Annotated in this window: 19 protein-coding genes and 1 tRNA gene; 11 read left to right on the top strand and 9 right to left on the bottom strand. The window is 64.4% G+C overall.

Annotated features, from left to right (window positions below; all coding sequences use genetic code 11):
- Positions 1-36: 36 nt before the first annotated feature.
- On the bottom strand, positions 37-729 hold the full coding sequence (locus tag DPM35_RS06760) for a proton-conducting membrane transporter (RefSeq protein WP_112126536.1): 693 nt from the start codon (positions 727-729) through the stop codon (positions 37-39).
- Positions 730-1,079: 350 nt separating this feature from the next.
- Positions 1,080-2,918: a M3 family oligoendopeptidase gene (locus DPM35_RS06765; RefSeq protein WP_181591943.1), complete on the bottom strand. Its 1,839-nt coding sequence runs from the start codon at positions 2,916-2,918 to the stop codon at positions 1,080-1,082.
- Positions 2,919-3,081: 163 nt separating this feature from the next.
- Here DPM35_RS06765 and DPM35_RS06770 point away from each other — a divergent pair, with 163 nt between their 5' ends.
- The 3 genes from DPM35_RS06770 to DPM35_RS06780 all read left to right on the top strand — a co-directional run bounded on the left by DPM35_RS06770 (position 3,082) and on the right by DPM35_RS06780 (position 7,028).
- Positions 3,082-4,629, top strand: a complete 1,548-nt coding sequence (locus DPM35_RS06770) for a sigma-54-dependent transcriptional regulator (RefSeq protein WP_112126537.1) — start codon at positions 3,082-3,084, stop codon at positions 4,627-4,629.
- Positions 4,630-5,007: 378 nt separating this feature from the next.
- Entirely contained in the window at positions 5,008-6,867 is a 1,860-nt protein-coding gene (locus tag DPM35_RS06775) for a peptidoglycan L,D-endopeptidase MepK (protein WP_112126538.1), read from the top strand.
- A gap of 87 nt (positions 6,868-6,954) precedes the next feature.
- Positions 6,955-7,028: transfer RNA gene (locus tag DPM35_RS06780), tRNA-Gln, on the top strand.
- Positions 7,029-7,243: 215 nt separating this feature from the next.
- Here the strand turns inward: DPM35_RS06780 and DPM35_RS06785 are convergent.
- The gene (locus DPM35_RS06785; RefSeq protein WP_112126539.1) at positions 7,244-7,882 is read right to left on the bottom strand and encodes a 2-dehydro-3-deoxy-phosphogluconate aldolase; all 639 of its coding nucleotides are present in this window, start codon (positions 7,880-7,882) and stop codon (positions 7,244-7,246) included.
- Between the two features lie 156 nt (positions 7,883-8,038).
- Between DPM35_RS06785 and trhO the strand changes: the two genes are divergently transcribed.
- Positions 8,039-8,968: an oxygen-dependent tRNA uridine(34) hydroxylase TrhO gene (gene trhO / locus DPM35_RS06790; RefSeq protein WP_112127082.1), complete on the top strand. Its 930-nt coding sequence runs from the start codon at positions 8,039-8,041 to the stop codon at positions 8,966-8,968.
- Between the two features lie 81 nt (positions 8,969-9,049).
- Here trhO and DPM35_RS06795 read toward each other — a convergent pair whose 3' ends face one another.
- Complete coding sequence (locus DPM35_RS06795; protein WP_112126540.1) at positions 9,050-9,412, bottom strand: YybH family protein; 363 nt, start codon at positions 9,410-9,412, stop codon at positions 9,050-9,052.
- 213 nt (positions 9,413-9,625) lie between these two features.
- Between DPM35_RS06795 and DPM35_RS06800 the strand changes: the two genes are divergently transcribed.
- Together DPM35_RS06800 and DPM35_RS06805 are read left to right on the top strand one after the other, a co-directional pair.
- Entirely contained in the window at positions 9,626-10,357 is a 732-nt protein-coding gene (locus tag DPM35_RS06800) for a tellurite resistance TerB family protein (RefSeq protein WP_112126541.1), read from the top strand.
- A 241-nt stretch (positions 10,358-10,598) separates the two neighbouring features.
- A complete protein-coding gene (locus DPM35_RS06805) occupies positions 10,599-11,360 on the top strand; it encodes an SDR family oxidoreductase (protein ID WP_112126542.1) in 762 nt (253 codons plus the stop codon).
- Between the two features lie 12 nt (positions 11,361-11,372).
- Here DPM35_RS06805 and DPM35_RS06810 read toward each other — a convergent pair whose 3' ends face one another.
- Positions 11,373-12,557 carry a pyridoxal phosphate-dependent aminotransferase gene (locus DPM35_RS06810; protein ID WP_112126543.1) on the bottom strand — a complete coding sequence of 395 codons (1,185 nt, stop codon included), beginning with the start codon at positions 12,555-12,557 and terminating at the stop codon, positions 11,373-11,375.
- 82 nt (positions 12,558-12,639) lie between these two features.
- Here DPM35_RS06810 and DPM35_RS06815 point away from each other — a divergent pair, with 82 nt between their 5' ends.
- The 4 genes from DPM35_RS06815 to denD all read left to right on the top strand — a co-directional run bounded on the left by DPM35_RS06815 (position 12,640) and on the right by denD (position 15,602).
- Positions 12,640-13,326 (top strand): GNAT family N-acetyltransferase, encoded by a 687-nt coding sequence (locus DPM35_RS06815; RefSeq protein ID WP_112127083.1) that lies wholly within the window; start codon positions 12,640-12,642, stop codon positions 13,324-13,326.
- Between the two features lie 68 nt (positions 13,327-13,394).
- Complete coding sequence (locus DPM35_RS06820) at positions 13,395-14,375, top strand: cation diffusion facilitator family transporter (RefSeq protein ID WP_112126544.1); 981 nt, start codon at positions 13,395-13,397, stop codon at positions 14,373-14,375.
- A gap of 43 nt (positions 14,376-14,418) precedes the next feature.
- Positions 14,419-14,625 (top strand): hypothetical protein, encoded by a 207-nt coding sequence (locus DPM35_RS06825; protein ID WP_112126545.1) that lies wholly within the window; start codon positions 14,419-14,421, stop codon positions 14,623-14,625.
- Between the two features lie 2 nt (positions 14,626-14,627).
- The gene (denD, locus tag DPM35_RS06830) at positions 14,628-15,602 is read left to right on the top strand and encodes a D-erythronate dehydrogenase (RefSeq protein WP_112126546.1); all 975 of its coding nucleotides are present in this window, start codon (positions 14,628-14,630) and stop codon (positions 15,600-15,602) included.
- A gap of 65 nt (positions 15,603-15,667) precedes the next feature.
- On the opposite strand, the gene DPM35_RS06835 is transcribed toward denD, so the two are convergent.
- The 4 genes from DPM35_RS06835 to DPM35_RS06850 form a co-directional block, all read right to left on the bottom strand.
- Positions 15,668-16,855 carry a nickel/cobalt transporter gene (locus DPM35_RS06835; protein ID WP_112127084.1) on the bottom strand — a complete coding sequence of 396 codons (1,188 nt, stop codon included), beginning with the start codon at positions 16,853-16,855 and terminating at the stop codon, positions 15,668-15,670.
- 7 nt (positions 16,856-16,862) lie between these two features.
- Positions 16,863-17,531, bottom strand: coding sequence for a DUF1007 family protein (locus tag DPM35_RS06840; protein ID WP_112126547.1), 669 nt, complete (start codon positions 17,529-17,531; stop codon positions 16,863-16,865).
- A gap of 76 nt (positions 17,532-17,607) precedes the next feature.
- The gene (locus DPM35_RS06845) at positions 17,608-18,510 is read right to left on the bottom strand and encodes a LysR family transcriptional regulator (protein WP_112126548.1); all 903 of its coding nucleotides are present in this window, start codon (positions 18,508-18,510) and stop codon (positions 17,608-17,610) included.
- Between the two features lie 2 nt (positions 18,511-18,512).
- On the bottom strand, positions 18,513-19,709 hold the full coding sequence (locus tag DPM35_RS06850) for an amidase (protein WP_112126549.1): 1,197 nt from the start codon (positions 19,707-19,709) through the stop codon (positions 18,513-18,515).
- Positions 19,710-20,251: 542 nt separating this feature from the next.
- On the opposite strand from DPM35_RS06850, the gene odc2 reads away from it, so the two are divergent.
- Positions 20,252-21,385, top strand: coding sequence for an ornithine/lysine decarboxylase (odc2, locus tag DPM35_RS06855; protein ID WP_112126550.1), 1,134 nt, complete (start codon positions 20,252-20,254; stop codon positions 21,383-21,385).
- Positions 21,386-21,607 lie beyond the last annotated feature (222 nt).

The following is a 21,607-nucleotide window of genomic DNA, read 5'->3' on the forward strand; positions in this document are numbered from 1 at the left end:
CGTTAGGACGCCGCCTGCGGCCTATAGGCTGGTTGATCAGGTGTTGCTAGCGGTTCCAGCGGTCGGGAACTGGCGCGCGAATTCCGCCTCGTCGCCGGCGGCCAGCAGTTTCGCCTGCTCGATCCATTTCTCGCGCGCGATGCGGCCGTCGAAATTGAGCACCTCCTCGACGCGTTTGACGTCGGCGTCGGTCCAGGCGGCGATCTGGGCATAGGTGGCGACGCCCAGGCCCTTGAGCAGCCTCTCGTTGACCGGGCCGATGCCGATGAGGCGGCGCAGATCGTCGGCCTTACCGGTCGCGGCCTTCGGCGCGGCGGCTTTCTTGGCGGGAGCCGCCTTCTTCGGCGCGGCTGCCTTGGCCGCGGGCTTCGCTGCCGCGGTTTTCGTGGCCGCCAGCTTCTTCGCGGCAGCGGGCTTCGCCGTCGCTGCCGATGTCGCGTTCGCCGGGGTCGAGACCAGCGCCGCCGGGGCCGGCGTGGCGGCCTTGGCGGCGCCTGCCTTGGAAGGCGCCTCGCGCAGCCGGCTTTCGAGATCGGCTCGGGCACGGCCGCAGGCATCGAGCTCGCCCTTCAGCCGGTCGCTGTCGGCCTTCAGCCTGTCGCGTTCGCTTCGGGTGCGATCGAGATCGCCACGCAGACTGTCGATCTCGCCGCGCAGGCGGCCCCAGATGAACCAGCCAACCAGGATACCCACAACGAACGCCAGGAGCATGTAGAAGAAAGTGCTCATTTCCCTCTCCAGTCCGATCCGTCGGCCGCGGCTGGGAGGGCACGCTTGCCGCCAAGGATCGTCAAAGGTTCCGTGTCGGTGGAACCGCCGGCTTCAATCGAGCCATCGGCGTTCGGTCTTGTCCGGACCGACGGCCATCATCGCATTCGCCGTGGCGGAGCGGCAGGCATCTCTGGCCTGCGCGATGCGTCCGGCTGAGCTTGAGGGCGGACGCTATCATATGGCTTGTCGAAAGCCAGTTGAAAATGCGCCGCAGAGTTATTCAAGAACAGCTATTTAGGGCAAGAATAGTTTCTTGCTAATATGCGTCTTGGCTGAACTATAGATGCCGATGCACGCTTCGTTGCTGTTCACTTGTCCAGCGCTTCCAACTCGTCGATCAGCGAACCGATCACGCCAAGGCCGATCTGCCAGAACGCCGGATCGGTGGCGTCGAGGCCGAAGGGCGCCAGGAGTTCGGAGTGATGCTTCGTGCCGCCGGCGCGCAGCATCTCGAAATACTTCTCCTGAAAGCCGCGCTCGGCATTCTGGTAGACGGCGTAGAGCGAGTTCACCAGGCAGTCGCCGAAGGCATAGGCATAGACATAGAAGGGCGAATGGATGAAGTGCGGGATATAGGTCCAGAAGACCTCGTAGCCGTCGCGCAGCTTGATCGCCGGCCCCAGGCTCTCGGCCTGCACCTCCAGCCAGAATTCGCCCAACCTGTCCGACGTCAGCTCGCCGTTCTTGCGCTCGGTGTGCACCTTGCGCTCGAACTCGTAGAAGGCGATCTGGCGCACGACCGTGTTGATCATGTCCTCGACCTTCTGAGCGAGCATGGCTTTGCGCTCGCGTTTGTCACTGGTCTGTTCGAGAAGGGAGCGGAAGGTCAGCATCTCGCCGAAGACGGAGGCGGTCTCGGCCAGCGTCAGCGGCGTCGAGGCCATCAGCGCGCCCTGGCCGGCGGCCAGCACCTGATGCACGCCATGGCCGAGCTCATGCGCCAGCGTCATCACATCGCGCGGCTTGCCCATGTAGTTGAGCAACACATAAGGATGCGCCGACGGCACCGTCGGATGGGCGAAGGCGCCGGGCGATTTGCCCGGCCTGACCGGCGCGTCGATCCATCTGCGGTCGAAGAAGCCGCGGGCGATTTCGGCCATGTCGGGCGAGAAGCGTTGGTAGGCGGAGAGCACCGTGTCCCTGGCGTCATCCCAGCGGATCACCGCCTTCGGCGTCTCCGGCAGCGGTGCGTTGCGGTCCCAGTGGTTCATCACCTCCATGCCGAGCCATCGCGCCTTCATCGCGTAATAGCGGTGCGACAGCCGCGGATAGGCCTCGCGCACGGCCGCCGCCAGCGCGTCGACCACGTCGCGCTCGACGCGGTTGGCGAGGTGGCGCGAGTCGGCAATATCCTGGAAGCCGCGCCAGCGGTCGGAGATTTCCTTGTCCTTGGCTAACGTGTTGGTGATGAGGGTGAAGGTGCGCAGGTTCTTGCGGAACGTTGCCGCGAGCGCCTCTGAGGCGCGGCGGCGCACTTCGCCATCCGTATCCTGCAACCGATTGAGCGCCGGCTCCAGCGTCAGTTCCTCGCCGTCGACGTCGAAGCGCAGGTCGGTCATCGTCTCGTCGAACAGGCGGTTCCAGGCGCCGCGCCCGGTGACCGACTTTTCGTGGAACAATTGCTCGACGCGATCCTCGAGCTGGTAGGGTTTGTCCTTTCTGAGGTCGAGCACCCAGGGCCGGTAGTGGCCGAAGGCCTTGTCGGCGGCCAGCGCGTTCTCGATCGCCGCATCATCGATCAGGTTGAGCTCAAGCGCGAAGAACAGAAGATGGGCGCTCGCGTCCGTCATCTTTTCCTGGACGTCGCCGTAGAGCTTGGCGCGCTGCGGATCGGCGGTGTTGCCGGCATAGACGAGGCCGGCGTAGGAGACGATGCGGCCGATCAGTTCCTCGAGCGCCTCATAGGCTTGCAGCGCCTCGCCCAGCCGGCCGGCGCCGCCGCGCCCGGCTTCCGCGGCCAGCGTGCCTTTCCAGCGGGCCTCGAAGGCGACGGCGTCGCTGGCCGCCTTGGCGATGTCGCGCTTCAATTCGGGCGCTTCCATGCCGGAATAGAGATCAGCGAGATTCCACTCCGGCAGATCGCCAAGCTCCGCCGCGCCGATTCCGGACGCTGGCGCCGCAAGCCGCTGACCAAACTCCATGCGCATCAGCAATACCTTCTTTGAACTTTGAATCGATGCCAAATCAGAGGGAAGGAGGAAGCCGGTCAAATCCTAAGGAATTCGTTCACCGGGTTTTTTGAAACCTTATTTAGAACCCTGTGCCAAGATGATCCATGGGGATTTTCTCGGGCGGACAACTCGAACAGTCATGACAGGTTCCATACTCATAGTCGATGACGATCCGGTGCAGCGCAGGCTGGTCGAGGCCGCGCTGACCAAGTTCGGCCACACCGCGATCGTCACCGATGGCGGCGAGGCTGGCCTCGACGTGCTCGACGGGCCGAACGCGCGCGAAGTCTCGGTCGTCATTCTCGACCTTGTCATGCCCGGCCTCGACGGCATCGGCGTGCTGAAGGCGATGCGCGAGCGCGCCATCAACATTCCCGTCATCGTGCAGACGGCCCAGGGCGGCATCGAGACGGTCGTCTCGGCGATGCGGCACGGCGCCTTCGACTTCGTCGTCAAGCCGGCGTCGCCCGACAGGCTGCAGACCGCGATCTCCAACGCGCTCAAGGTGGAAGCTGTCGAGGACGAGATGAAGCGCGCGTCGCGGCGGCGCGGCGGCGGCCATCTCACCTTCAAGGACATGATCACGCGCAGCCCGGCAATGGACCGAGTGATACGCCTTGGACAGAAGGCGGCAGCCTCCAACATCCCGATCCTGATCGAGGGCGAGTCCGGCGTCGGCAAGGAACTGGTGGCGCGCGCCATCCAGGGCAGCGGCGATCGCCGTTCGAAGCCCTTCGTCACCGTCAATTGCGGCGCCATCCCGGACAATCTCGTCGAATCGATCCTGTTCGGCCACGAGAAGGGCTCCTTCACCGGCGCCACCGAGAAGCACACCGGCAAATTCGTCGAGGCGAATTCCGGCACGCTGTTCCTCGACGAGATCGGCGATCTGCCGCTCGACGTTCAGGTCAAGCTGCTGCGCGCCGTGCAGGAGGGCGAGGTCGATCCGGTCGGCGGCCGCTCCACCGTCAAGGTCGATATAAGGCTGATCTCGGCCACGCACCGGAACCTTCTGCAGCAGGTCAAGGACGGCAAGTTCCGCGAGGACCTCTTCTACCGCCTGAATGTCTACCCGATCTTTGTGCCGCCGCTGCGCGACCGCCGCGACGACATCCCCTACCTTGTCCGGCATTTCATGGAAAAGGTGGCGCCGACCGATCCGCGCCGCCGCCTTACCGGCATATCGGCGCAAGCGCTTGCAATGCTGCAGGCCTATGACTGGCCGGGCAACATCCGCCAATTGGAGAATGCGGTCTTCCGCGCGTCGGTGCTTGCCGAGGGCAACGTGCTGACCGAGGAGGAGTTCCCGCAGATCCGGGCCCAGGTGGAAGGCACGGTCGACCTGGGAGCGGAAACGGCATACGCCACGGCCGAAACGGTTGCGGAAGGGGCCAGGCAAGCGGATGAGGCGGTTGCAGAGACAACGGGATCTGCCCTGTCGGACGATGAAACGCCGGCCAGGCCGCAGCCGCGGTTCGGAACGCTTCGGGCGCTGGACGAGCGGGGCAATGTGCGGGCGCTGGCCGATGTCGAGCTCGAGATGATCAAGCTGGCGATCGACCATTACAACGGCCAGATGAGCGAAGTCGCGCGCCGGTTGGGCATCGGCCGCTCGACTCTCTACCGCAAGTTGAAGGAATATGGCATTGATCCCGAAGCTGGTCGCGTCGACCGGCTTGCCTCATGACAGGCAAGCCTCGAACCAGCTTGCTCGCCTAAAATCCGAGTCAAATTGTCGCTTTTGACGTGAAAGCGCAGGGTTTTCAGCGGTTAACGTTGCCCAGGATCACGCATTAACGCTAACGGTAACAGATCGTGTTCTGGCGGAGGCCGGATTCTTGATCTAAACCAGCGGTTTACCACGAAATGCTGTGCATCATTTTTGACGGGATATCGCCACGGTGTTACCGCATTTCGGCTTCAATAAACGATGATTAACCATTAGGATCGATATTCGGATGTGAAAACGACGCATCCGTTTGGTCAAATCCGGGGACAAACGGCAGCCTGAAAGCCATTTGATTTGAACAAAATCGAACGACACACAAACGGGCGGCATTTTCACATGAGCGTCTGGCCGAGGTGGCTGACGTTTGTGATTTTGGCTGTCGCGTTCCTGTCCGCGGCAATGTCGGGCGCCAGGGCTGAGGTTCGCACGCTCAAGCTCTATCACTTGCACACGCACGAGAAGGCCGAGATCGTCTACAAGCGCAATGGTCGCTACGATCCGGAAGGCCTGCGCAAGATCAACATCATCCTGCGCGACTGGCGCCGCAACGAGCCCACCAAGATGGATCCGCGGTTGCTCGACCTCGTCTGGGAAGCCTATCGCGAAAGCGGCGCGACCGACTATATCCAGGTCGTCTGCGGCTATCGTTCGCCGTCGACCAACGCGATGCTGCGTTCGCGTAGCCGCGGCGTCGCCGAGAAGAGCCAGCACATGCTGGGCAAGGCGATGGATTTCTACATCCCCGGCGTGCCGCTGAAGAAGCTGCGCAATATCGGCCTCAAGATGCAGGGCGGCGGCGTCGGCTACTACCCGACCTCCGGCTCACCCTTCGTGCACATGGATGTCGGCAATGTGCGTCACTGGCCTGGCATCAGCCGCCAGGAACTGGTCAGCCTGTTCCCGAACGGCAAGACGCTGCATGTGCCGAGCGACGGCAGGCCGCTGCCCGGCTACGAGCAGGCGCTGGCCGCATATCAGGCGCGTAAGGGCGCCGGCACGCCAAACATCGAACTGGCCAGCGCCGGCGGCTCGGGCAAGCGGTCGGGCGGATTGCTTGCCGCCTTGTTCGGCGGTGGCGCCGACGAGGCAGACGACGATGCCGATACCGGTGACGGCGGCGGTGCGCCCCAGGCGAAGGCTGTGAAGCAGGTCCAGGTCGCGAGCGTCGCGACGGCACGCAACAGCAATCTCCCGGGCATCGCGATCGTTTCGCCGAAGGATGCCAAGCGCGCCAACGTCCCCCAGATCGCGGATGACAGCGCCGACGATTCGCAGCAGCCGCAGCAGGATACGCCGGAGACGATCATCGCCGCTCTGCCGCCCAAGGAAATCCCGTTGCCCGATTTCGCGCCGCGTCCGAAGGTCGATGTCGGCCAGCAGACGCCGCAGAATGTGCCGTTCGCCGTGGCGGATGCCTCGGCGACGACCGAGCAGGCGGTCGCGACCGCGCAGGCACCCGTGCCTGACAAGGTTCCGTTCGGCGCTGCCAGCGCGGCCGAGGCCGCGGGCACCGATCCGGCGCAGGTGGCGGTCAACAACATTCCGCTTCCGACCTGGCGCCCCGATCGCTCGACGCCGGCCGAACTGGCGTCGAAGGATAAGAACGTGCTTCTGGCGCTGGCCGAAACGGCTTCGCAGGACAAGAGCGCGACCGATGCGTTCTCCGTGCTGCCGACCGCCCGGCCGCAGCCCGGCAAGCAGGATGAGGTCAAGGCTGTTCTGGAACAGGCCAACGCGTCCGTCGAGGCTGGCGGTGCCGGCGCCGAATACCAGCTTGCGTCGCTGACGCAACCGGAGCCGCGTTCGGCGTTCAACGATCCCTCGGATGCGGCCTCGCCGCGCAAGGCCATCGCCGCCCTTCCGGCAGGGACCGATCCTTCGCAGGCGATCGGCGGCAGTGTAAAGACGACGGCCAAGGAAGGCAGGGCGTCCGCCCACGATCTGAAGCCGGGACCGAAGGCCATGGTGGTGGCGGCACCGCCGCAGGCCGCGCGCTGGGCGCTTGGCAGCGGCGTGAACATCGCTTCGGTTTCCGATCCGACGACGGCTCCGCGTTATGCCTATAACATCGTGCATACGCCGCCGAGCGAAGTGTACACCGCCGGCTTCCAGGCGGATGACCAGGTGCCGGATGCAAGCCGTTTCACTGGCAATGCGGTGAAGTTCCTGTCGGTCGCGCGCTTCCAGACGAAATAGCGATCCCGCCAGACACGGAGAAGCCGCGTTGCAGGACAACGCGGCTTTTTGTTTTCATCCCTGAAGGCCTGTTTGATCGCCAGGTCTTCCCGCTTCGTCTAATGGTAGGACAGCGCCCTTTGAAGGCGTGAATCGTGGTTCGAATCCATGAGCGGGAACCAGACACGGCAATGCCTCAACCGGTGTTCCGAGCGAGTACACGCCAGGCTAAACTTAGCGTGAGGCTGGAACGCCGAGCCCGATGATGGGTTGAAAACGGGTCCGTTCCAAACTGGGGATATTCATGAGGAAGAGTGTGTTGGCGTCAGTTCTAGCGCTGGCTGCGGCATCGGCGGTGGTTGCTCCCTCGAACGCGCTGCCCTGGTGAAAACGCCGATTACTTCTTGAGCTTGCTCGCCTCACGCGCCAGCGCTTCGATCTCGTCCCACTTGCCGGCCTTGATGAGATCGTCGGGCGCCACCCACGAGCCGCCGACGCAAATGACATTGGGCAGGCTCAGATAATCGGCGGCGTTCTTGGCCGTTATGCCGCCGGTCGGGCAGAATTTCACGTCGGCGAGCGGCGAGGCGAAAGCTTTCAACGACGCGATGCCGCCGGACTGCTCGGCCGGGAAGAATTTCAGGAAGCGCAGGCCGGCTTCGCGCGCGGCCATGATCTCGCCGGGCGTGATGGCGCCGGGCAGCAGCGGCACCGGGCTGTCCTTGGCTGCGTCGAGAAGCTGGCTGGTGATGCCCGGGCTGACGATGAATTTCGAGCCGGCGCGGGCCGCTTCGTCGAACTGCCTGGCATCGAGAATGGTGCCGGCGCCGACCACCGCGTCCTCGACTTCGGCTGCCACACGACGGATCGCCTCCAGCGCGTCAGCGGTGCGCAGCGTGATCTCGATGGCCCGCAAACCGCCGCGCGACAAAGCACGGGCAAGCGGCACGGCATCGGCGACATTGGCGATCTTGAGCACCGGGATAACCGGCTGACCGTTGAGGAGCGATAGGAGCTTTTCGGTCTTGCTGGTCATGTGCTGGTCTCCATTTCGATCGGTTTAAACCGATTAGCAGAAGGAATATGCCAAGTCCACGAAGGGTGGCGTGTCGTGATGCCGCGTGGCAGATCGTGCATGACCTGAATTTCCTCGGCCTTGAAACCGCTTTAACCACGGTCTAGTGGCATGGCCATGACGACAACCAAGGAAATTCAGCCAATCCGCGTCGCCGCGCTTTACAAATTCGCGCGGCTCGACGGATACGAGGCCCTGCGCGCGCCGCTCGCCGCCTTCTGTTGCGGGCGCGGCATCAAGGGCACGCTGCTTCTGGCGCATGAAGGCATCAACGGTACCGTCGCCGGCTGCGAGGAGGCGATTGCCGCGCTCATCGGTCATCTGGAGGCCATGGAAGGCCTTGCCGGGCTGGAAGTCAAATACAGCAGCGCCGCCGAGATGCCGTTCCACCGCATGAAGGTGCGGCTGAAGCGCGAGATCGTCACCATGGGTGTGGAGGCCATCGATGCGGCAACCAGCGCCGGCACCTATGTCGCGCCGGCCGATTGGAATGCGCTGATCTCGGATGCGGACACCGTCGTCATCGACACGCGCAACGCCTATGAAGTCTCACTCGGCACGTTCAAGGGCGCGGTCGACCCGAGGACCTCCAGCTTCCGCGAGTTCCCGGCCTGGGTGGAAGAGCACCGTGAAGAGCTCGAAGGCCGCAAGGTGGCGATGTTCTGCACCGGTGGCATTCGCTGCGAGAAAGCGACGGCCTATGTGAAGTCGCTCGGCCTCAAAGATATCTTCCATCTCAAGGGCGGTATCCTGAAATATCTCGAGGAGGTGCCGGCCGGAGAGAGCCTGTGGCAAGGCGAGTGTTTTGTGTTCGACGAGCGGGTGTCCGTCTCGCATGGCCTGACCGAGGGCGAAGCGGAGCTCTGCCGCGCCTGCCGGCATCCGCTGACGGTCGAGGATAGGTTGTCGCCGAAATATACAATCGGCGTTTCGTGCCCGCATTGCTTCGAGGCGCGTTCCGATGCGGATCGGGAGCGCTATGCCGAACGCCACCGTCAGGTCGAACTTGCGCAAGCGCGCGGCGGCAAGCGCCATATCGGCAGCTAAAGCAATTCCAGGAAAAGTGTGAAGCGGCAAGGCGCGGCGACTTCGCGGTCGCCTTCCGTCCGGAGTTGCGTCAAAACACCTCTAAAAAATCACCGAATAGCGGTCGATCGCCCAGAGCCAGGTGCCGTCGCTCTGACGGCGGGCAACCTCGCTGGTTATGCTGCCGTCGGGAAGCTTGGTCGAGGTCAGCGCCAGGTCGCCATTGATGAGGGCAGGGCGCTGCTCGCCACGCTGGAACTTTCGTCCCGCAGCGATGCCCTGCTCGAACACCGCGCGGATGGCGTGTCGGTCGCGAACCGGCTCGCCATCGCCGCTGTCGACGACGGCGTCGGGCTCGAACAGCGCCAGCATGCCCTCGATGTCGCCGGCCCATTGCCGATCGATCAGCAGACGCTCGAGATCCTGCGGATCGCGCGCCGGCTCGCGGTTTTGCGCATTGGTCATCCGATCGCTCCTTTCAGAATTGCCGCTATCCTAGCCGAAGCACTCCGCCGTTTCGACACATGAGGAGCCCGCGCCGATGGCAGCGCCGGGCGGGCGAAATGTCCATCGTCATTGCAATGCCCAGTTATTGTAATGTCGGGGCGCGGGGCCTACGTCTTGCCGGTCCGAAACCCTGCCCGGGCGTATTCGGCCGGGCCAATTCTGGAGGCATTGATGCTCGACCCCAAGAAGCTGCTCGACGACCTTCTCGGCTCGCAAATCCCTGGGACCGGCTCGACCGTGCGCGACAAGGCGGGGCAGGCGGTGCAGATGGCGAAGGACAATCCGCTTGCCGCCGGCGCGCTTGCCGCCGTGCTGCTCGGCACCGGCACCGGCCGGCAGGTGACGGGCGCGGCCATCAAGCTCGGCGGTCTGGCGGCGATCGGCGGCCTCGCCTACAAGGCCTATCAGAATTACAAGGCCGGCAACGAGCCGGCGCAGGCGCCCGCGTCCGGCGAGCCCGAACTGCTCCCGCCGCCGGCCGATACCGCTTTCGATCCCGCGCAGGCGCCGCAGGGCGAGGCCGAGTTCACGCTGACCCTAGTCCGGGCGATGATCTCGGCGGCGAAGGCCGATGGTCATGTCGACGATGATGAGCGCAAGAAGATCGCCGACAAGCTGAAGCTCGCCGGCATCGGCGCGGAAGCGGAAAAATTCCTGCTTGCCGAGCTCGATAGACCACTCGATCTCGACACTCTGGTCGCCGGCGCCAAGACCGATGCGCAGAAGCTGGAACTCTACACCGCCTCGCGTCTGACCATCGATCCAGATACGCGCGCCGAGCGCGGCTATCTCGACCTGCTCGCCGGCCGGCTCGGCCTGCCGGATGCGCTGGTCGATCATGTCGAGGCGACCGTCTCGGCGGCCAAGGTGCCGGCCGGGAGCACGCCCGGTTCGCCGTGGTGAGTAAGCGTTGGTAAACGCGATCCCGCGACGCCCTGCCGGTCGTTAATCTCTCGTTAACCCAGCAAGCGCATCATTCTAATCAGTCGGACCGGCTTTTCCTCCTCCCAAGCGCGGTTCAGATCGGGGCGGTCGCCAATGACCGCCCTTTTTGTTGGCCCTTTCTTTATCGCCAACGGCGGCTTGCCTTGATCCGTGCCATTTGCGATGCCACGTCTTTCCGAGCATGACCGGGAGGACGACGATGACCGCCATAGCAGAGAAGACCGCGATCGTTACCGGAGCCGGCACCGGCATCGGCAAGAGCGTCGCTACGGCACTGCTCCAGGCAGGCTGGAACACGGTGTTCTGCGGCCGTCGCAAGACGCTGCTGGAAGAGGCGATCGCCGATGCCGGCAAGACGCAGGCCAAGGCATTGGCCGTCGCTTGCGACATCAGCAAGGCCGGCGAGGTCGACGATATGTTCGAGACGGTGCTCGAGGCCTTCGGCCGCGTCGACCTGCTCTTCAACAATGCCGGCATGGGCTACAAGTCGACGCTGATCGACGAGATCCCAGTCGAGGTCTGGAACGATGTGGTCGGCGTCAATCTCACCGGCTCGTTCCTGTGCGCGCGCGCAGCCTTCGGCGCCATGCGCCGGCAAAAGCCGATGGGCGGCCGCATCATCAACAACGGCTCGGTGTCGGCCTATGCGCCGCGCCCTGGTTCCGTGCCCTATACGGCGACCAAGCACGCCATCACCGGGCTCACCAAGACGCTGGCGCTCGACGGCCGGCCCTTCGACATCGCCTGCGGCCAGATCGACATCGGCAATGCGCTGACCGAGATGGCCCAGCCGATGACGGTCGGCGTGCCGCAAGCCAACGGCTCGATCGCCGCCGAGGCGGTGATGGACGTGCAGCGCGTCGCCGACGCGGTGCTGCATATGGCCAGCCTGCCGCTCGACGCGAACGTTTTGTTCATGACGGTGATGGCCACGAAGATGCCGTTCGTCGGGCGCGGATAGGCCCCTGACGGGTCACTTCTTCAGAAACGCCTCGATCCGTTCCAACGCGCGCAGGATGTTTTCCTCGGAATTGGCGTAGGAGAGCCGAATATAGCCTTCGCCGAGCACGCCGAAGTCGGGGCCGCCGATCAGCGCCACGCCGGCGTCCTCCAGCAGCGCCGAGGCGAGCTTCTTGGCCTTCCAGCCGGTCTTCGACACGTTGGGGAAGGCGTAGAAGGCGCCCTTAGGCGTGACGCAGGAAATGCCTGGCAGCGCATTCAGCCCCTCGACCACAATCTTCCTGCGGTTGTCGAAGGCGCGCATCATCTTGTCGACATCGTCCTGCGGGCCGTCGATCGCGGCGATCCCGGCAAACTGGCTGGGCGCGTTGACGCAGGACCAGCAATTCACCGCCAGCTTGCGCACCTTGTCATAGAGATGGGCGCCCTTGTCGCCGTTCGGCCAGATCGACCAGCCCATACGCCAGCCCGTCATCGCCCAGGTCTTCGACCAGCCGTTGAGCACGATCAGGCGGTCGCGGATTTCGGGGAAGTTGAGCAGCGAGCAGTGCTTCTCGCCGTCATAGGTCATGACGTCGTAGATCTCGTCCGACATGATGGCGACCTCAGGATGCTTCTCCAGGCCCTTGACCAGCTTCTCGATCTCGGCGCGCGGCGTGACGCCGCCGGTCGGATTGGCGGGCGAATTGAGGATCAGCAACCTGGTCCTGGGCGTGATCAGCGCCAGCGTCTCTTCCGCCGAGAAGGCAAAGCCGTTCTCCTCGCGGATCGGCACCGGCACGGGCGTCGCGCCGGTGAACTCGATCATCGAGCGGTAGATCGGAAAGCCGGGATCGGGGTAGAGGATCTCGGCACCCGCCTCGCCGAACATCAGGATCGCGGCGAACATGGTCGGCTTGCCGCCGGGCAAGATCATCACATTCTCGGGCGAAACCTCGACGCCGGTTGTGGTCAGCGTGCGGCGCACGACGGCCTCGCGTGTGGCCAAAAGGCCGTTGGCGGGGGTGTAGCCGTGATGGCCGTCGCGCAGTGCCTTGATCGCCGCCTCGACGATGTGCTGCGGCGTCTTGAAGTCGGGCTGGCCGATGCCGAGATTGATGATGTCGCGCCCCTGATGGGCAAGCGCGGTGGCCCTCGCCAGCACCGCGAAGGCATTTTCCTCGCCGAGACGATCGAAAGCGGCGATCGTGTGGAGCATTTTTCCCGTCCCTGTGGTTCTTTCTGTGAGCGAGCGTTTTTGTGAGCGTCCGCTGGGAAAAGTCAACGGTTTGGAGTGGCCGGTGTCGGAAGATCTGAAGAATTGGCAGCCGCGCCCGCGGCCGGAACGCAAGGCGATCGAGGGGCGCACAGTCAGGCTCGAGCCGCTGAGCGCGGCGATACATGGCGACGGGCTCTACGAGGCCTCGTCGGTTTCGGATGTCGGCGGACGTTTCGCCTGGCTGCCCGACTACCCGCCGGAGACCCGCGCGGCCTTCCAGCCGTGGCTCGACAAGGCGGAAGCGAGCGAGGATCCGCTGTTCTTCGCCGTCATCGACAAGGCGAGCGGCAAGATCGCCGGGCGCCAGACGCTGATGCGTATCGACGCCGCCAACGGCGTCGGCGAAATCGGCAACATCTATTGGGGTCCGCTGATCTCGCGCAAGCCGGCGGCTACCGAGGCGCAGTTCCTGTTTGCGAAATATCTTTTCGACGATCTCGGCTACCGCCGCTACGAATGGAAATGCAACAACCGCAACGAGCCTTCGAAGCACGCCGCCGAGCGCTTCGGTTTCAAGTTCGAAGGCATCTTCCGCCAGCATCTTGTGGTGAAGGGTGAAAACCGCGATACGGCGTGGTATTCGATCATCGACAAGGAATGGCCGGCCTTGCGCAAAGCCTATGAGGGCTGGCTCGACCCGGCAAATTTCGATGGCGAAGGCGTCCAGAAGCGGCGGCTGGAGGATTTCCGCTCCCACTTTGGCGCGTAAACCATGATCCCGAAAAGTGGGCAACCGGTTTTCGGATAGGATCATGGTGAGTAACGAGGAGTTCCGCGATGGCGCATGACCACGGTTCGCATGGGCACAACCATGGCGCCGGCCATGTGCATGGCTCGACCGACAAGAAACGGGTGCTGATGGCTACTTGCCTGACGGCCGGCTTCATGGTCGCCGAGGCCCTCGGCGGCTGGCTCACCGGATCGCTGGCGCTTGTCGCCGATGCCGGCCACATGCTGGCCGACGCCATCGCGCTCGGTCTTGCATGGTACGCCTTCCATCTTGCCGGACGCCCGGCAACGGGCCGTCTGACCTATGGCTTCGGCCGGGTGAAGACGCTGGTCGCCTACACCAACGGCATCGCCATCTTCGTCATCGCGCTCTGGATCGTCTACGAAGCCTGGGGACGACTGATGCACCCGTCACCCGTGCTCGGCGGGCCGATGCTGGTGGTGGCAGTGGCAGGCCTCCTGGTCAACATCGCCTCCTTCTTCGTGCTGCATGGCGGCGACCGCGAGAGCCTCAACATGCGCGGCGCCATCCTGCATGTGCTGGGCGACCTGCTGGGCTCCGCCGCGGCCATTGTCGCCGCCATCGTCATCCTGGCGACGGGCTGGACTCCGATCGATCCAATCCTGTCGGTGCTGGTGTCGCTGCTCATCCTGTCGACGGCGTGGTCGCTGATGCGCGAGGCCGCGCATGTGCTGCTCGAAGGGGTGCCGGCGAGCCTCGATCGCGACCTGATCGCCAAGGACCTGGAAGGCGCGGTCAAGGGCGTGCGCGAGGTGCACCACATGCATATCTGGTCGCTCGACGGCGCATCGAACATGGCGACGCTGCACGCCTGCCTGAATGACGGCGTCAATCAGCATTTGGCCGTGAGCGCCATCAAGAAACGGCTTGCCGCAAAGCATGGTATCGATCATGCCACGGTCGAACCGGAATTCGGGCAATGCGCCGATAGCCATGACATGCACGACCACCACCACGATCACGATCACGCGCATGGCGCGCCCGCCGATCGCCGGCACTACCACTGATCACCATTATGCCTAACAGCGTCGAAGCCAGGAAAGCCTGCTGATGGATCGTGACACACGCAACGCGGCGATCGCCGCGGCTGTGATACTGCTCGTGTTCGGTCTCGCCGCCTATTTCCTGCCGGTCATCATGCTGGCCGCGGGCAAGGTATCGACGGTGCTGGCGGCCGTCATCGCCGCGGTCTTCATGGTCGGGCTGTTCGTCGTCCTGTGGCTGCGCGGACGCAGCCAGCACAAGAAAGGTCTCTGAAGATGAGAATTCTGATCACGGGCGCGGCCGGCATGGTCGGCCGCAAGCTTATCGCGCGGCTGGCCAGGGACGGCGCCTTGCGCGGGCGCAAGATAACGGCGCTCGACCTGCATGACATCGTGGCGCCGCAGGCGCCGGCGCTCGCGGGCGTCGATGTGTCGATCCATACCGGCGATCTTTCCGCTCCCGGCGCCATGGCGGCTCTGGTGGCTTCCCGCCCTGACGTGATCTTCCATCTGGCCGGCATCGTATCGGGCGAGGCCGAAGCCAATTTCGATCTTGGCTACCGGGTCAATCTCGACGGCACGCGCGCGCTGTTCGACGCGGTGCGGCTGGCGGCGTTCGCGCCGCGCCTGGTCTTCACCTCGTCGATCGCCGTGTTCGGCGCGCCGTTTCCGGATGTCATTCCGGACGAGTTCCACCCGACGCCGCTCACCTCATACGGCACGCAGAAGCAGATGAGCGAAGCGCTGCTTGCCGATTACACGCGACGCGGCTTCTTCGACGGCATCGGTATAAGGCTGCCGACGATCTGCGTGCGCCCCGGCAAGCCGAACAAGGCGGCCTCCAGCTTCTTCTCCGGCATCATCCGCGAGCCGCTCGCGGGGCAGGAGGCGATCCTGCCGGTGCCGCGCTCGGTGCTGCACACCCATGCCAGCCCGCGCTCGGCGGTGAATTTCCTCATCCATGCGGCCGAGATCGACGGCGACAAGGTCGGACCGCGCCGCAACCTCACAATGCCTGGCGTCGCCGTCACTGTCGGCGAGCAGATCGAGGCGCTGGAGCGAATTGCCGGCGCCGAGGTCGCGAAGCGGATCCGCGAGCAGCCCGACGAGACCGTCTGGGCGATCGTCAAAGGCTGGCCGACACGGTTCGAGGCCAGCAGGGCACGGGAGCTCGGCTTTGCCGCCGAGCAGAGCTTCGACGAAATCATCCAAGCTCATATCGAGGATGAGCTCGACGGGAAGATAGCTTGACGTCTATCGATAGGGTGATGCTCGCCTGACCCGAAGCGCAATACGGCTTCGGGCACTGCTTATGATCAGGCGCCGCCCGACAGGCTGGCCGACAGCAGCAGCAGGCCGACCAGGAAGATGAAGGCGGCGCCGCCGATCTCGACGATGGAGTGGATGCGGTTGCCGATGCGGCCGTCGCCGGCGAAATAGACCGCCCAGTTCTTGGCCGTCACGGCGATCGTTGCCAGCGCCGAGACGGTGATCGCGGTGCCGATCGACATCGCCAGCACCGACAGCAGCCCGCCGAGCCAAAGGCCGTTGAGCAGCGCGAAGCTCAGCACGATCAGCGCGCCGGAGCAGGGGCGGATGCCGACGGCGGCCACAGCCGACCAGGCGGTCTTCCAGTCGAAGCGGTCGCCCGACAGCATCGCCGGATCCGGCGCATGCGAATGGCCGCAGGTCTCGCAGACCTCGCCCGGGCCATGGTCGTGGTGGTCGTGCGCGGCGTGATGGTGGTGCTCATGCGCGCCATGATCATGGGCGTGGGCATGCGAATGGTCATGATGATCATCATCGCCATGCACGTGCAGTGCATGGGCATGCGCGTGCGCATGAGAGTGGCCGGCATGAGAATGCGCGTGAGCGTGTGCGTGGGAATGCCCGCCATGCGAATGGCCGGCATGGGCGGCCGACAGGCTGTAGGCGGGCGTCCTGCCGAACAGGCGCAGCACCGATGGGCCGAGCTTGCGCCAAAGCAGCCAGGCACCGAACAAGGTGACCAGCACAAAGCTGGAGATTTCGAGGAACCAGGCGGCGTCGGTCATCGAGATCGCAGTGCCGCGCAGCACGAAATAGGCAAGCATCATGACGACCACCGCCGTCAGGCCCTGCAGCAGCGCCGAGACGAAGGAGAGCATGATGCCGCGCCTGAGCGCGACTTCATTGGCGACCATGTAGGATGAGATCACCGCCTTGCCGTGGCCGGGGCCGGCGGCGTGGAAGATGCCATAGGCGAAGGATAGGCCGATCAGCAGCCAGAGCTTGCTGCCGTCCTGGCGCATCGCCTTCATGGCGGCGGCCAGCGAATGGTAGAATTCCTGCTGCCTGAGATTGATCCACATCAGAATGTGGGCGAACGGGCCCGTGGTGGTCGGCGCCATGCCGTCATTGGTGCCGATGCCAAGCGAGCTCTGCGCATGCGCGGCGCCGGGCAAGTGAGTGATCACCAAGGTGGCGGCCAGCAGGCCAAGCGCCAGGCGTAACGAAGGTTTCATCACCAAATCATCCTTCCGGCGGGCAGTCCAATTCGAGCTTGGTGGCGAAGATCTTGCTCATGTCTGTGCCTGTCGGATCGTTGAAGAACGCGTCCGTCAGGGTCTTCTGGTTTTCCTTGATCGCCTCATCCGGATCCGGGCGGATGACCTTCTTGGTGCAGGTCGAGGGCAGGCCTTCGACCGCGAGGTTGGCGTCGTCGGTGAAGTCGATCGCGGTGTAGAAGGTCGGGTCGTACACGCCGATATCGATCTTGCCGGCGAGCTTGATCGGCGTCTTGGGCTGCGATTCGAACAGGATGATCAGCTGGTCGTTGTCGAAGTTCGCCATCAGGTGCGGCGGCGGCACCATGGGCACGTCCTTGCCGTCCTGGGTGACGAGCTGGAAGTAGTTGAACTCGGCCAGCGAGGAATGGACGGTGTCGGCCACTTCCTTGAGCTCTTTGTCGTCAAGTTTCAGATCGGAATTCTTGTCGAACTCCATCATCACTGTACTCGAAAACAGGTCGTCGAAGCGCCAAAGGTGGCGCAGCGCCGTCACACTTTGGTGATCCTGGCTGAGGATGACGTCGAGCCGGGCTTCGGCAAAGACATGCGGATGGACTTCAGCCTGCTCGACCGAGGCCAATGTGGCCGCAAGGGCCGAAGCCAGCATGGTTGCTTGCCGTTTCAGATGCATTCCGTGCCGCGATTCCTTTGATTTCGGGAGCGGGCCCGAGGGTTGACATAAAGCGGGCGAAATTGGGACGCGACCGCTACGACGCCGTATCGCGCGTCCGGAACCAGTGCACCAGGAAGTCGACGAAAACCCTTACCTTGGCCGGCAGATAGCGGCGGTGCGGGTAGACGGCGAAGATGCCGGTGCCCGACAGGAGCCGATCGTCGAGCGCTGTGACCAGCTTGCCGGACGCGACGTCGGGGGCGGCGATGAAATCGGGCAGCATGGCGAAGCCCAGGCCGGAGAGCGCGGCGGCTCTCGCCACGATCGGGCTGTTGACCTCGATAGGCCCGGACACGGCGACGCTCATGGATTCCTCGCCTTCGCCCTTGAAGCGCCAGTTGGCCAGCGAGCGGCCGTTGGTATCGACGATGCAGGGCAGGTTGGCGAGATCCTGCGGCCTGGTCGGCGCGCCATGTTTGGCGATCAGCTCCGGCGACGCGCAAAGCCTGACTGAGAACGGCGCCAGTCGCCTGGCGATCAGCGAAGAGTTCTCCAGCCGCGAGATGCGCACGGCAAGGTCGAAACCTTCCTCGACCAGGTCGACGAAGCGGTCGTCGAGATGGATGTCGAGCACGATGTCGGGGTGCTGCCTAGTGAAGTCGATCAGCGATTGGCCGATCGGCGCGTCGGCGAAGGTGCGGGCGGCCGACAGCTTGATCCTGCCGCGGACGTCGCCGGAAGACTGGCGCACCGCCTCGGCAAGGCTGTCGACCTCGCGCACGATCTCGGAGGCGCGCTGATAATAGGTGTGGCCGGCTTCGGTCAGCGAGAACTGGCGCGTGGTGCGGTTCAAGAGCAGCGCGCCGAGCTCGTCCTCCAGCTCGCGCACATATTTCGACAAAAGCGCCTTGGAGCGGCCGATCTTGCGCGCCGCGGCCGAAAAGCCTTCCGCCTCGACCACGTCGATGAAGGCGCGCATGCGGGTCAATGTATCCATGGTCAGACCTTTCGTGCCGCGTCGAGAATCCTGCGGCCGAGCCGTATCAGGGCAACGTCGCTGCCGGAAGGGCCGAGCAGCGAAAGGCCGAAGGGTGCGCCGTCGACGGAGCCGATCGGCAAGGTGATCTGCGGAAAGCCCGAAAGGCCTGAAAGGCACAAGAGATGCAGCGCTCTTTCGCGATAGGCCTGGAACTGTTCCGGCGTGCTGGCGGCGAGCGGTGGCGCGCCGGGAACGGTGGGCAGGACCAGAAAGCCGTTGTTGCCGAGCAGGGCGCCGAGCTCGTCCCGGAACGCCAGCCGCCGCGCCGCTTCGGCGGCGGCGGCCTTGGCATCGATGGTGCGGCCGAAGGCAAAACGCTCCTCGACGCCCGGGCTGAGGCGGCCGCCGGCCGAAATCCACGGGCCATGCTCGCGCCAGGCCTCGAAAGCCTGCAGGCGGCGAAAGCACCAGTAAAGCTCATCGGGGAATGAGGCGAAGGCGTATTCGGTCTCCACGGGCTGGCCGATGACAGAGGCGGCCAGCGCCTTCATGCGCGCATATTGCGCGGCCTCTGCCGGGCCCATGACGAAGGCGTCCAGCCAGCGAATCGACAGCGGGCGGTTGAGCGGGTGCTGATGCGGGTCGCGGCCGAGCAGAAGCTTGCCGACCGTCTCGTAGGTCTCGATGTCATCGGCGAACCAGCCGAAAGTGTCGAAGCTCGATGCCAGCTTCATCGCCCCGTCGAGCGAAATACGGCCATGGGTGGTGCGCAGCCCGATCAGGCCGCAGAAGCTCGCCGGGGCGCGGATCGAGCCGCCGGTGTCGGAGCCGGTGGCAATGTTCGCCAGCCCACCCGCGACCGCGGCCGCCGAGCCGGAAGAGGAGCCGCCGGTGACGCGCTCGGGTGCGGCGGGGTTGACCGGGTAGGGGAAATGCGCGTTCTGGCCGAACAGCGAGAAGGCCAGTTCATCGGTCTGGGTCTTGCCGACGAATCGCGCGCCGGCATCGAGGATCGCCTGCACCGCTTCGGCGGTGCGCGAGGCGGCATGCGCCTCCTCGAATTTCTGCGGGTTGCCGCAGCCGGTGCGGTAGCCGGCGACGTCATAGATGTCCTTGACCGCCAGGCGCAGGCCGGCGAGCGGGCCCAATTCCGCATGCGCCACAGGCATTTGGCGCAGATCGAGGAAGGCGTTCAGCGGTCCTTGAGTTCCTGGCATCGTTCGATTTCCGGATACGGTGCGACCAACATTGTTCGATGCCAGAAATTTTACAACCTGGGCCTACGATTTTTATTGATTGTGAAACCCTTCGCTCCTATATCGCGCTTGCCCAAAGTCGCACGTGCCTGTGGGTGTCCGCCGATCCTCGAATGGTGAGGGCAATCGGTAAGGTAACTGGAGCCAACCACTCCAGTCGGTCAGTGGCCAACCACAAGATCGAGGACACCTTGAAGCAACGACGGTGCGGGCCTTTCTGGTTCTCTTCCGGTTGTCCAAAGACCGGGGTTACTAAAGAGGCACACCTTCATTGCCGGCAGTGCGGACGGGGTCTCCCATCCAAGCCAAGGCAGACAAAGCGAACCGAGGCCGGGCAAGGCCAAGGTTCATCGCCGCGAGACGGCATTTCATGGTTCCGGGGTCTCCACCGGCTGGTTCCATGGATTTGACGTCCCGCCTTTGTTTGACCGCGAGTTCGCGAGGCTGAGCGCCCGCGTTCCGCAGCCTTTGTGCGCGCCGAAAGGCGTTATGGAGAGACCCCGATGGCTACCCAGCGCATCCTTGACTTCCTCGCCACCCGACGTCCGAACGGTCCCTGCCTCGTCGTCGACCTCGATGTCGTGCGCGACAATTTCCGCGCCTTCGAGAAGGCGTTGCCCGATTCCAAGATCTATTATGCGGTGAAAGCAAACCCGGCGCCGGAAATCCTGCGCCTCCTTGCTGCGATGGGCTCGTCCTTCGACACCGCATCGGTTGCCGAGGTCGAGATGGCGATGGACGCGGGTGCGCCCGCCGACCGCATTTCCTTCGGCAACACCATCAAGAAGGAGCGTGACATCGCACGCGCCTACCAGCTCGGCATTCGCCTCTACGCCGTGGACTGCGTCGAGGAGGTCGAGAAGATCGCCCGCGTCGCGCCCGGCTCGCGCGTGTTCTGCCGCGTGCTCACCGACGGCGAAGGCGCCGAGTGGCCGCTGTCGCGCAAGTTCGGCTGCGTGCCGGCGATGGCCGTCGACGTGCTGCGCCATGCCAAGGGCCTCGGCCTCGACGCCTATGGCGTGTCGTTCCATGTCGGCTCGCAGCAGACCGACCTGTCGGCCTGGGACCGCGCGCTGGGCGACGCCAAGAAGGTGTTCGCGACGCTGGCCGACGAAGGCATCGTCTTGAAGATGGTGAACATGGGCGGCGGTTTCCCGACCCGTTACCTGAAGGACGTGCCGGTGGCGCAGGCCTATGGCCAGGCGATCTTCTCGGCGCTGCGCAAGCATTTCGGCAACGCGCTGCCCGAGACGATCATCGAGCCGGGCCGCGGCATGGTCGGCAATGCCGGCGTCATCAAGTCGGAAGTCGTGCTTATCTCGAAGAAGGCCGACAACGACAATGTGCGCTGGGTGTTCCTCGACATCGGCAAGTTCGGCGGTCTCGCCGAGACCATGGACGAGGCGATCCGCTATCCGCTGGTCACGCGCCATGACGGCTCGGAGACCGCGCCTTGCGTGCTCGCCGGCCCGACCTGCGATTCGGCCGACGTGATGTACGAGAAGACGCCTTATCCGCTGCCCTTGTCGCTGACCATCGGCGACGAGGTGCTGATCGAAGGCACCGGAGCCTACACGACCACCTATTCGGCGGTCGCCTTCAACGGCTTCGAGCCTCTCCGATCCTACGTGATCTGAGCAGTTCGCAAGAAACCGCTCAGATCAACCCGGGTGGGTGCTGTCATCCGCCCGGGCTCGCTTGTGGAACAGATCTCCGCTCGTGAAGGATCGCGGATATGGAATACCTGACCAAATCGGCCATCCAGGCCACCGCAATTGCCCCCTCGTCCGGACCGTCGGCTGAGCTTTTCTCCGCGGGGGAGAAGAGTCTTTCGGCGGCGCTGGCGCCCTCCCTTGCCC

The sequence above is a fragment of the Mesorhizobium atlanticum genome (assembly GCF_003289965.1).
GTDB lineage: Bacteria > Pseudomonadota > Alphaproteobacteria > Rhizobiales > Rhizobiaceae > Mesorhizobium > Mesorhizobium atlanticum.

What these genes read in the sequence shown, in the direction of transcription:
- DPM35_RS06825 (WP_112126545.1), top strand. Translation starts at nt 14,419, where the DNA reads ATGGATCGTGACACACGCAACGCGGCGATCGCCGCGGCTGTGATACTG.
- DPM35_RS06795 (WP_112126540.1), bottom strand. Translation starts at nt 9,412, where the DNA reads ATGACCAATGCGCAAAACCGCGAGCCGGCGCGCGATCCGCAGGATCTC.
- DPM35_RS06850 (WP_112126549.1), bottom strand. Translation starts at nt 19,709, where the DNA reads ATGCCAGGAACTCAAGGACCGCTGAACGCCTTCCTCGATCTGCGCCAA.
- trhO (WP_112127082.1), top strand. Translation starts at nt 8,039, where the DNA reads ATGACGACAACCAAGGAAATTCAGCCAATCCGCGTCGCCGCGCTTTAC.
- DPM35_RS06770 (WP_112126537.1), top strand. Translation starts at nt 3,082, where the DNA reads ATGACAGGTTCCATACTCATAGTCGATGACGATCCGGTGCAGCGCAGG.
- DPM35_RS06835 (WP_112127084.1), bottom strand. Translation starts at nt 16,855, where the DNA reads ATGAAACCTTCGTTACGCCTGGCGCTTGGCCTGCTGGCCGCCACCTTG.
- odc2 (WP_112126550.1), top strand. Translation starts at nt 20,252, where the DNA reads ATGGCTACCCAGCGCATCCTTGACTTCCTCGCCACCCGACGTCCGAAC.
- DPM35_RS06845 (WP_112126548.1), bottom strand. Translation starts at nt 18,510, where the DNA reads ATGGATACATTGACCCGCATGCGCGCCTTCATCGACGTGGTCGAGGCG.
- denD (WP_112126546.1), top strand. Translation starts at nt 14,628, where the DNA reads ATGAGAATTCTGATCACGGGCGCGGCCGGCATGGTCGGCCGCAAGCTT.
- DPM35_RS06775 (WP_112126538.1), top strand. Translation starts at nt 5,008, where the DNA reads ATGAGCGTCTGGCCGAGGTGGCTGACGTTTGTGATTTTGGCTGTCGCG.
- DPM35_RS06820 (WP_112126544.1), top strand. Translation starts at nt 13,395, where the DNA reads ATGGCGCATGACCACGGTTCGCATGGGCACAACCATGGCGCCGGCCAT.
- DPM35_RS06805 (WP_112126542.1), top strand. Translation starts at nt 10,599, where the DNA reads ATGACCGCCATAGCAGAGAAGACCGCGATCGTTACCGGAGCCGGCACC.
- DPM35_RS06785 (WP_112126539.1), bottom strand. Translation starts at nt 7,882, where the DNA reads ATGACCAGCAAGACCGAAAAGCTCCTATCGCTCCTCAACGGTCAGCCG.
- DPM35_RS06760 (WP_112126536.1), bottom strand. Translation starts at nt 729, where the DNA reads ATGAGCACTTTCTTCTACATGCTCCTGGCGTTCGTTGTGGGTATCCTG.
- DPM35_RS06840 (WP_112126547.1), bottom strand. Translation starts at nt 17,531, where the DNA reads ATGCATCTGAAACGGCAAGCAACCATGCTGGCTTCGGCCCTTGCGGCC.
- DPM35_RS06800 (WP_112126541.1), top strand. Translation starts at nt 9,626, where the DNA reads ATGCTCGACCCCAAGAAGCTGCTCGACGACCTTCTCGGCTCGCAAATC.
- DPM35_RS06765 (WP_181591943.1), bottom strand. Translation starts at nt 2,918, where the DNA reads ATGCGCATGGAGTTTGGTCAGCGGCTTGCGGCGCCAGCGTCCGGAATC.
- DPM35_RS06810 (WP_112126543.1), bottom strand. Translation starts at nt 12,557, where the DNA reads ATGCTCCACACGATCGCCGCTTTCGATCGTCTCGGCGAGGAAAATGCC.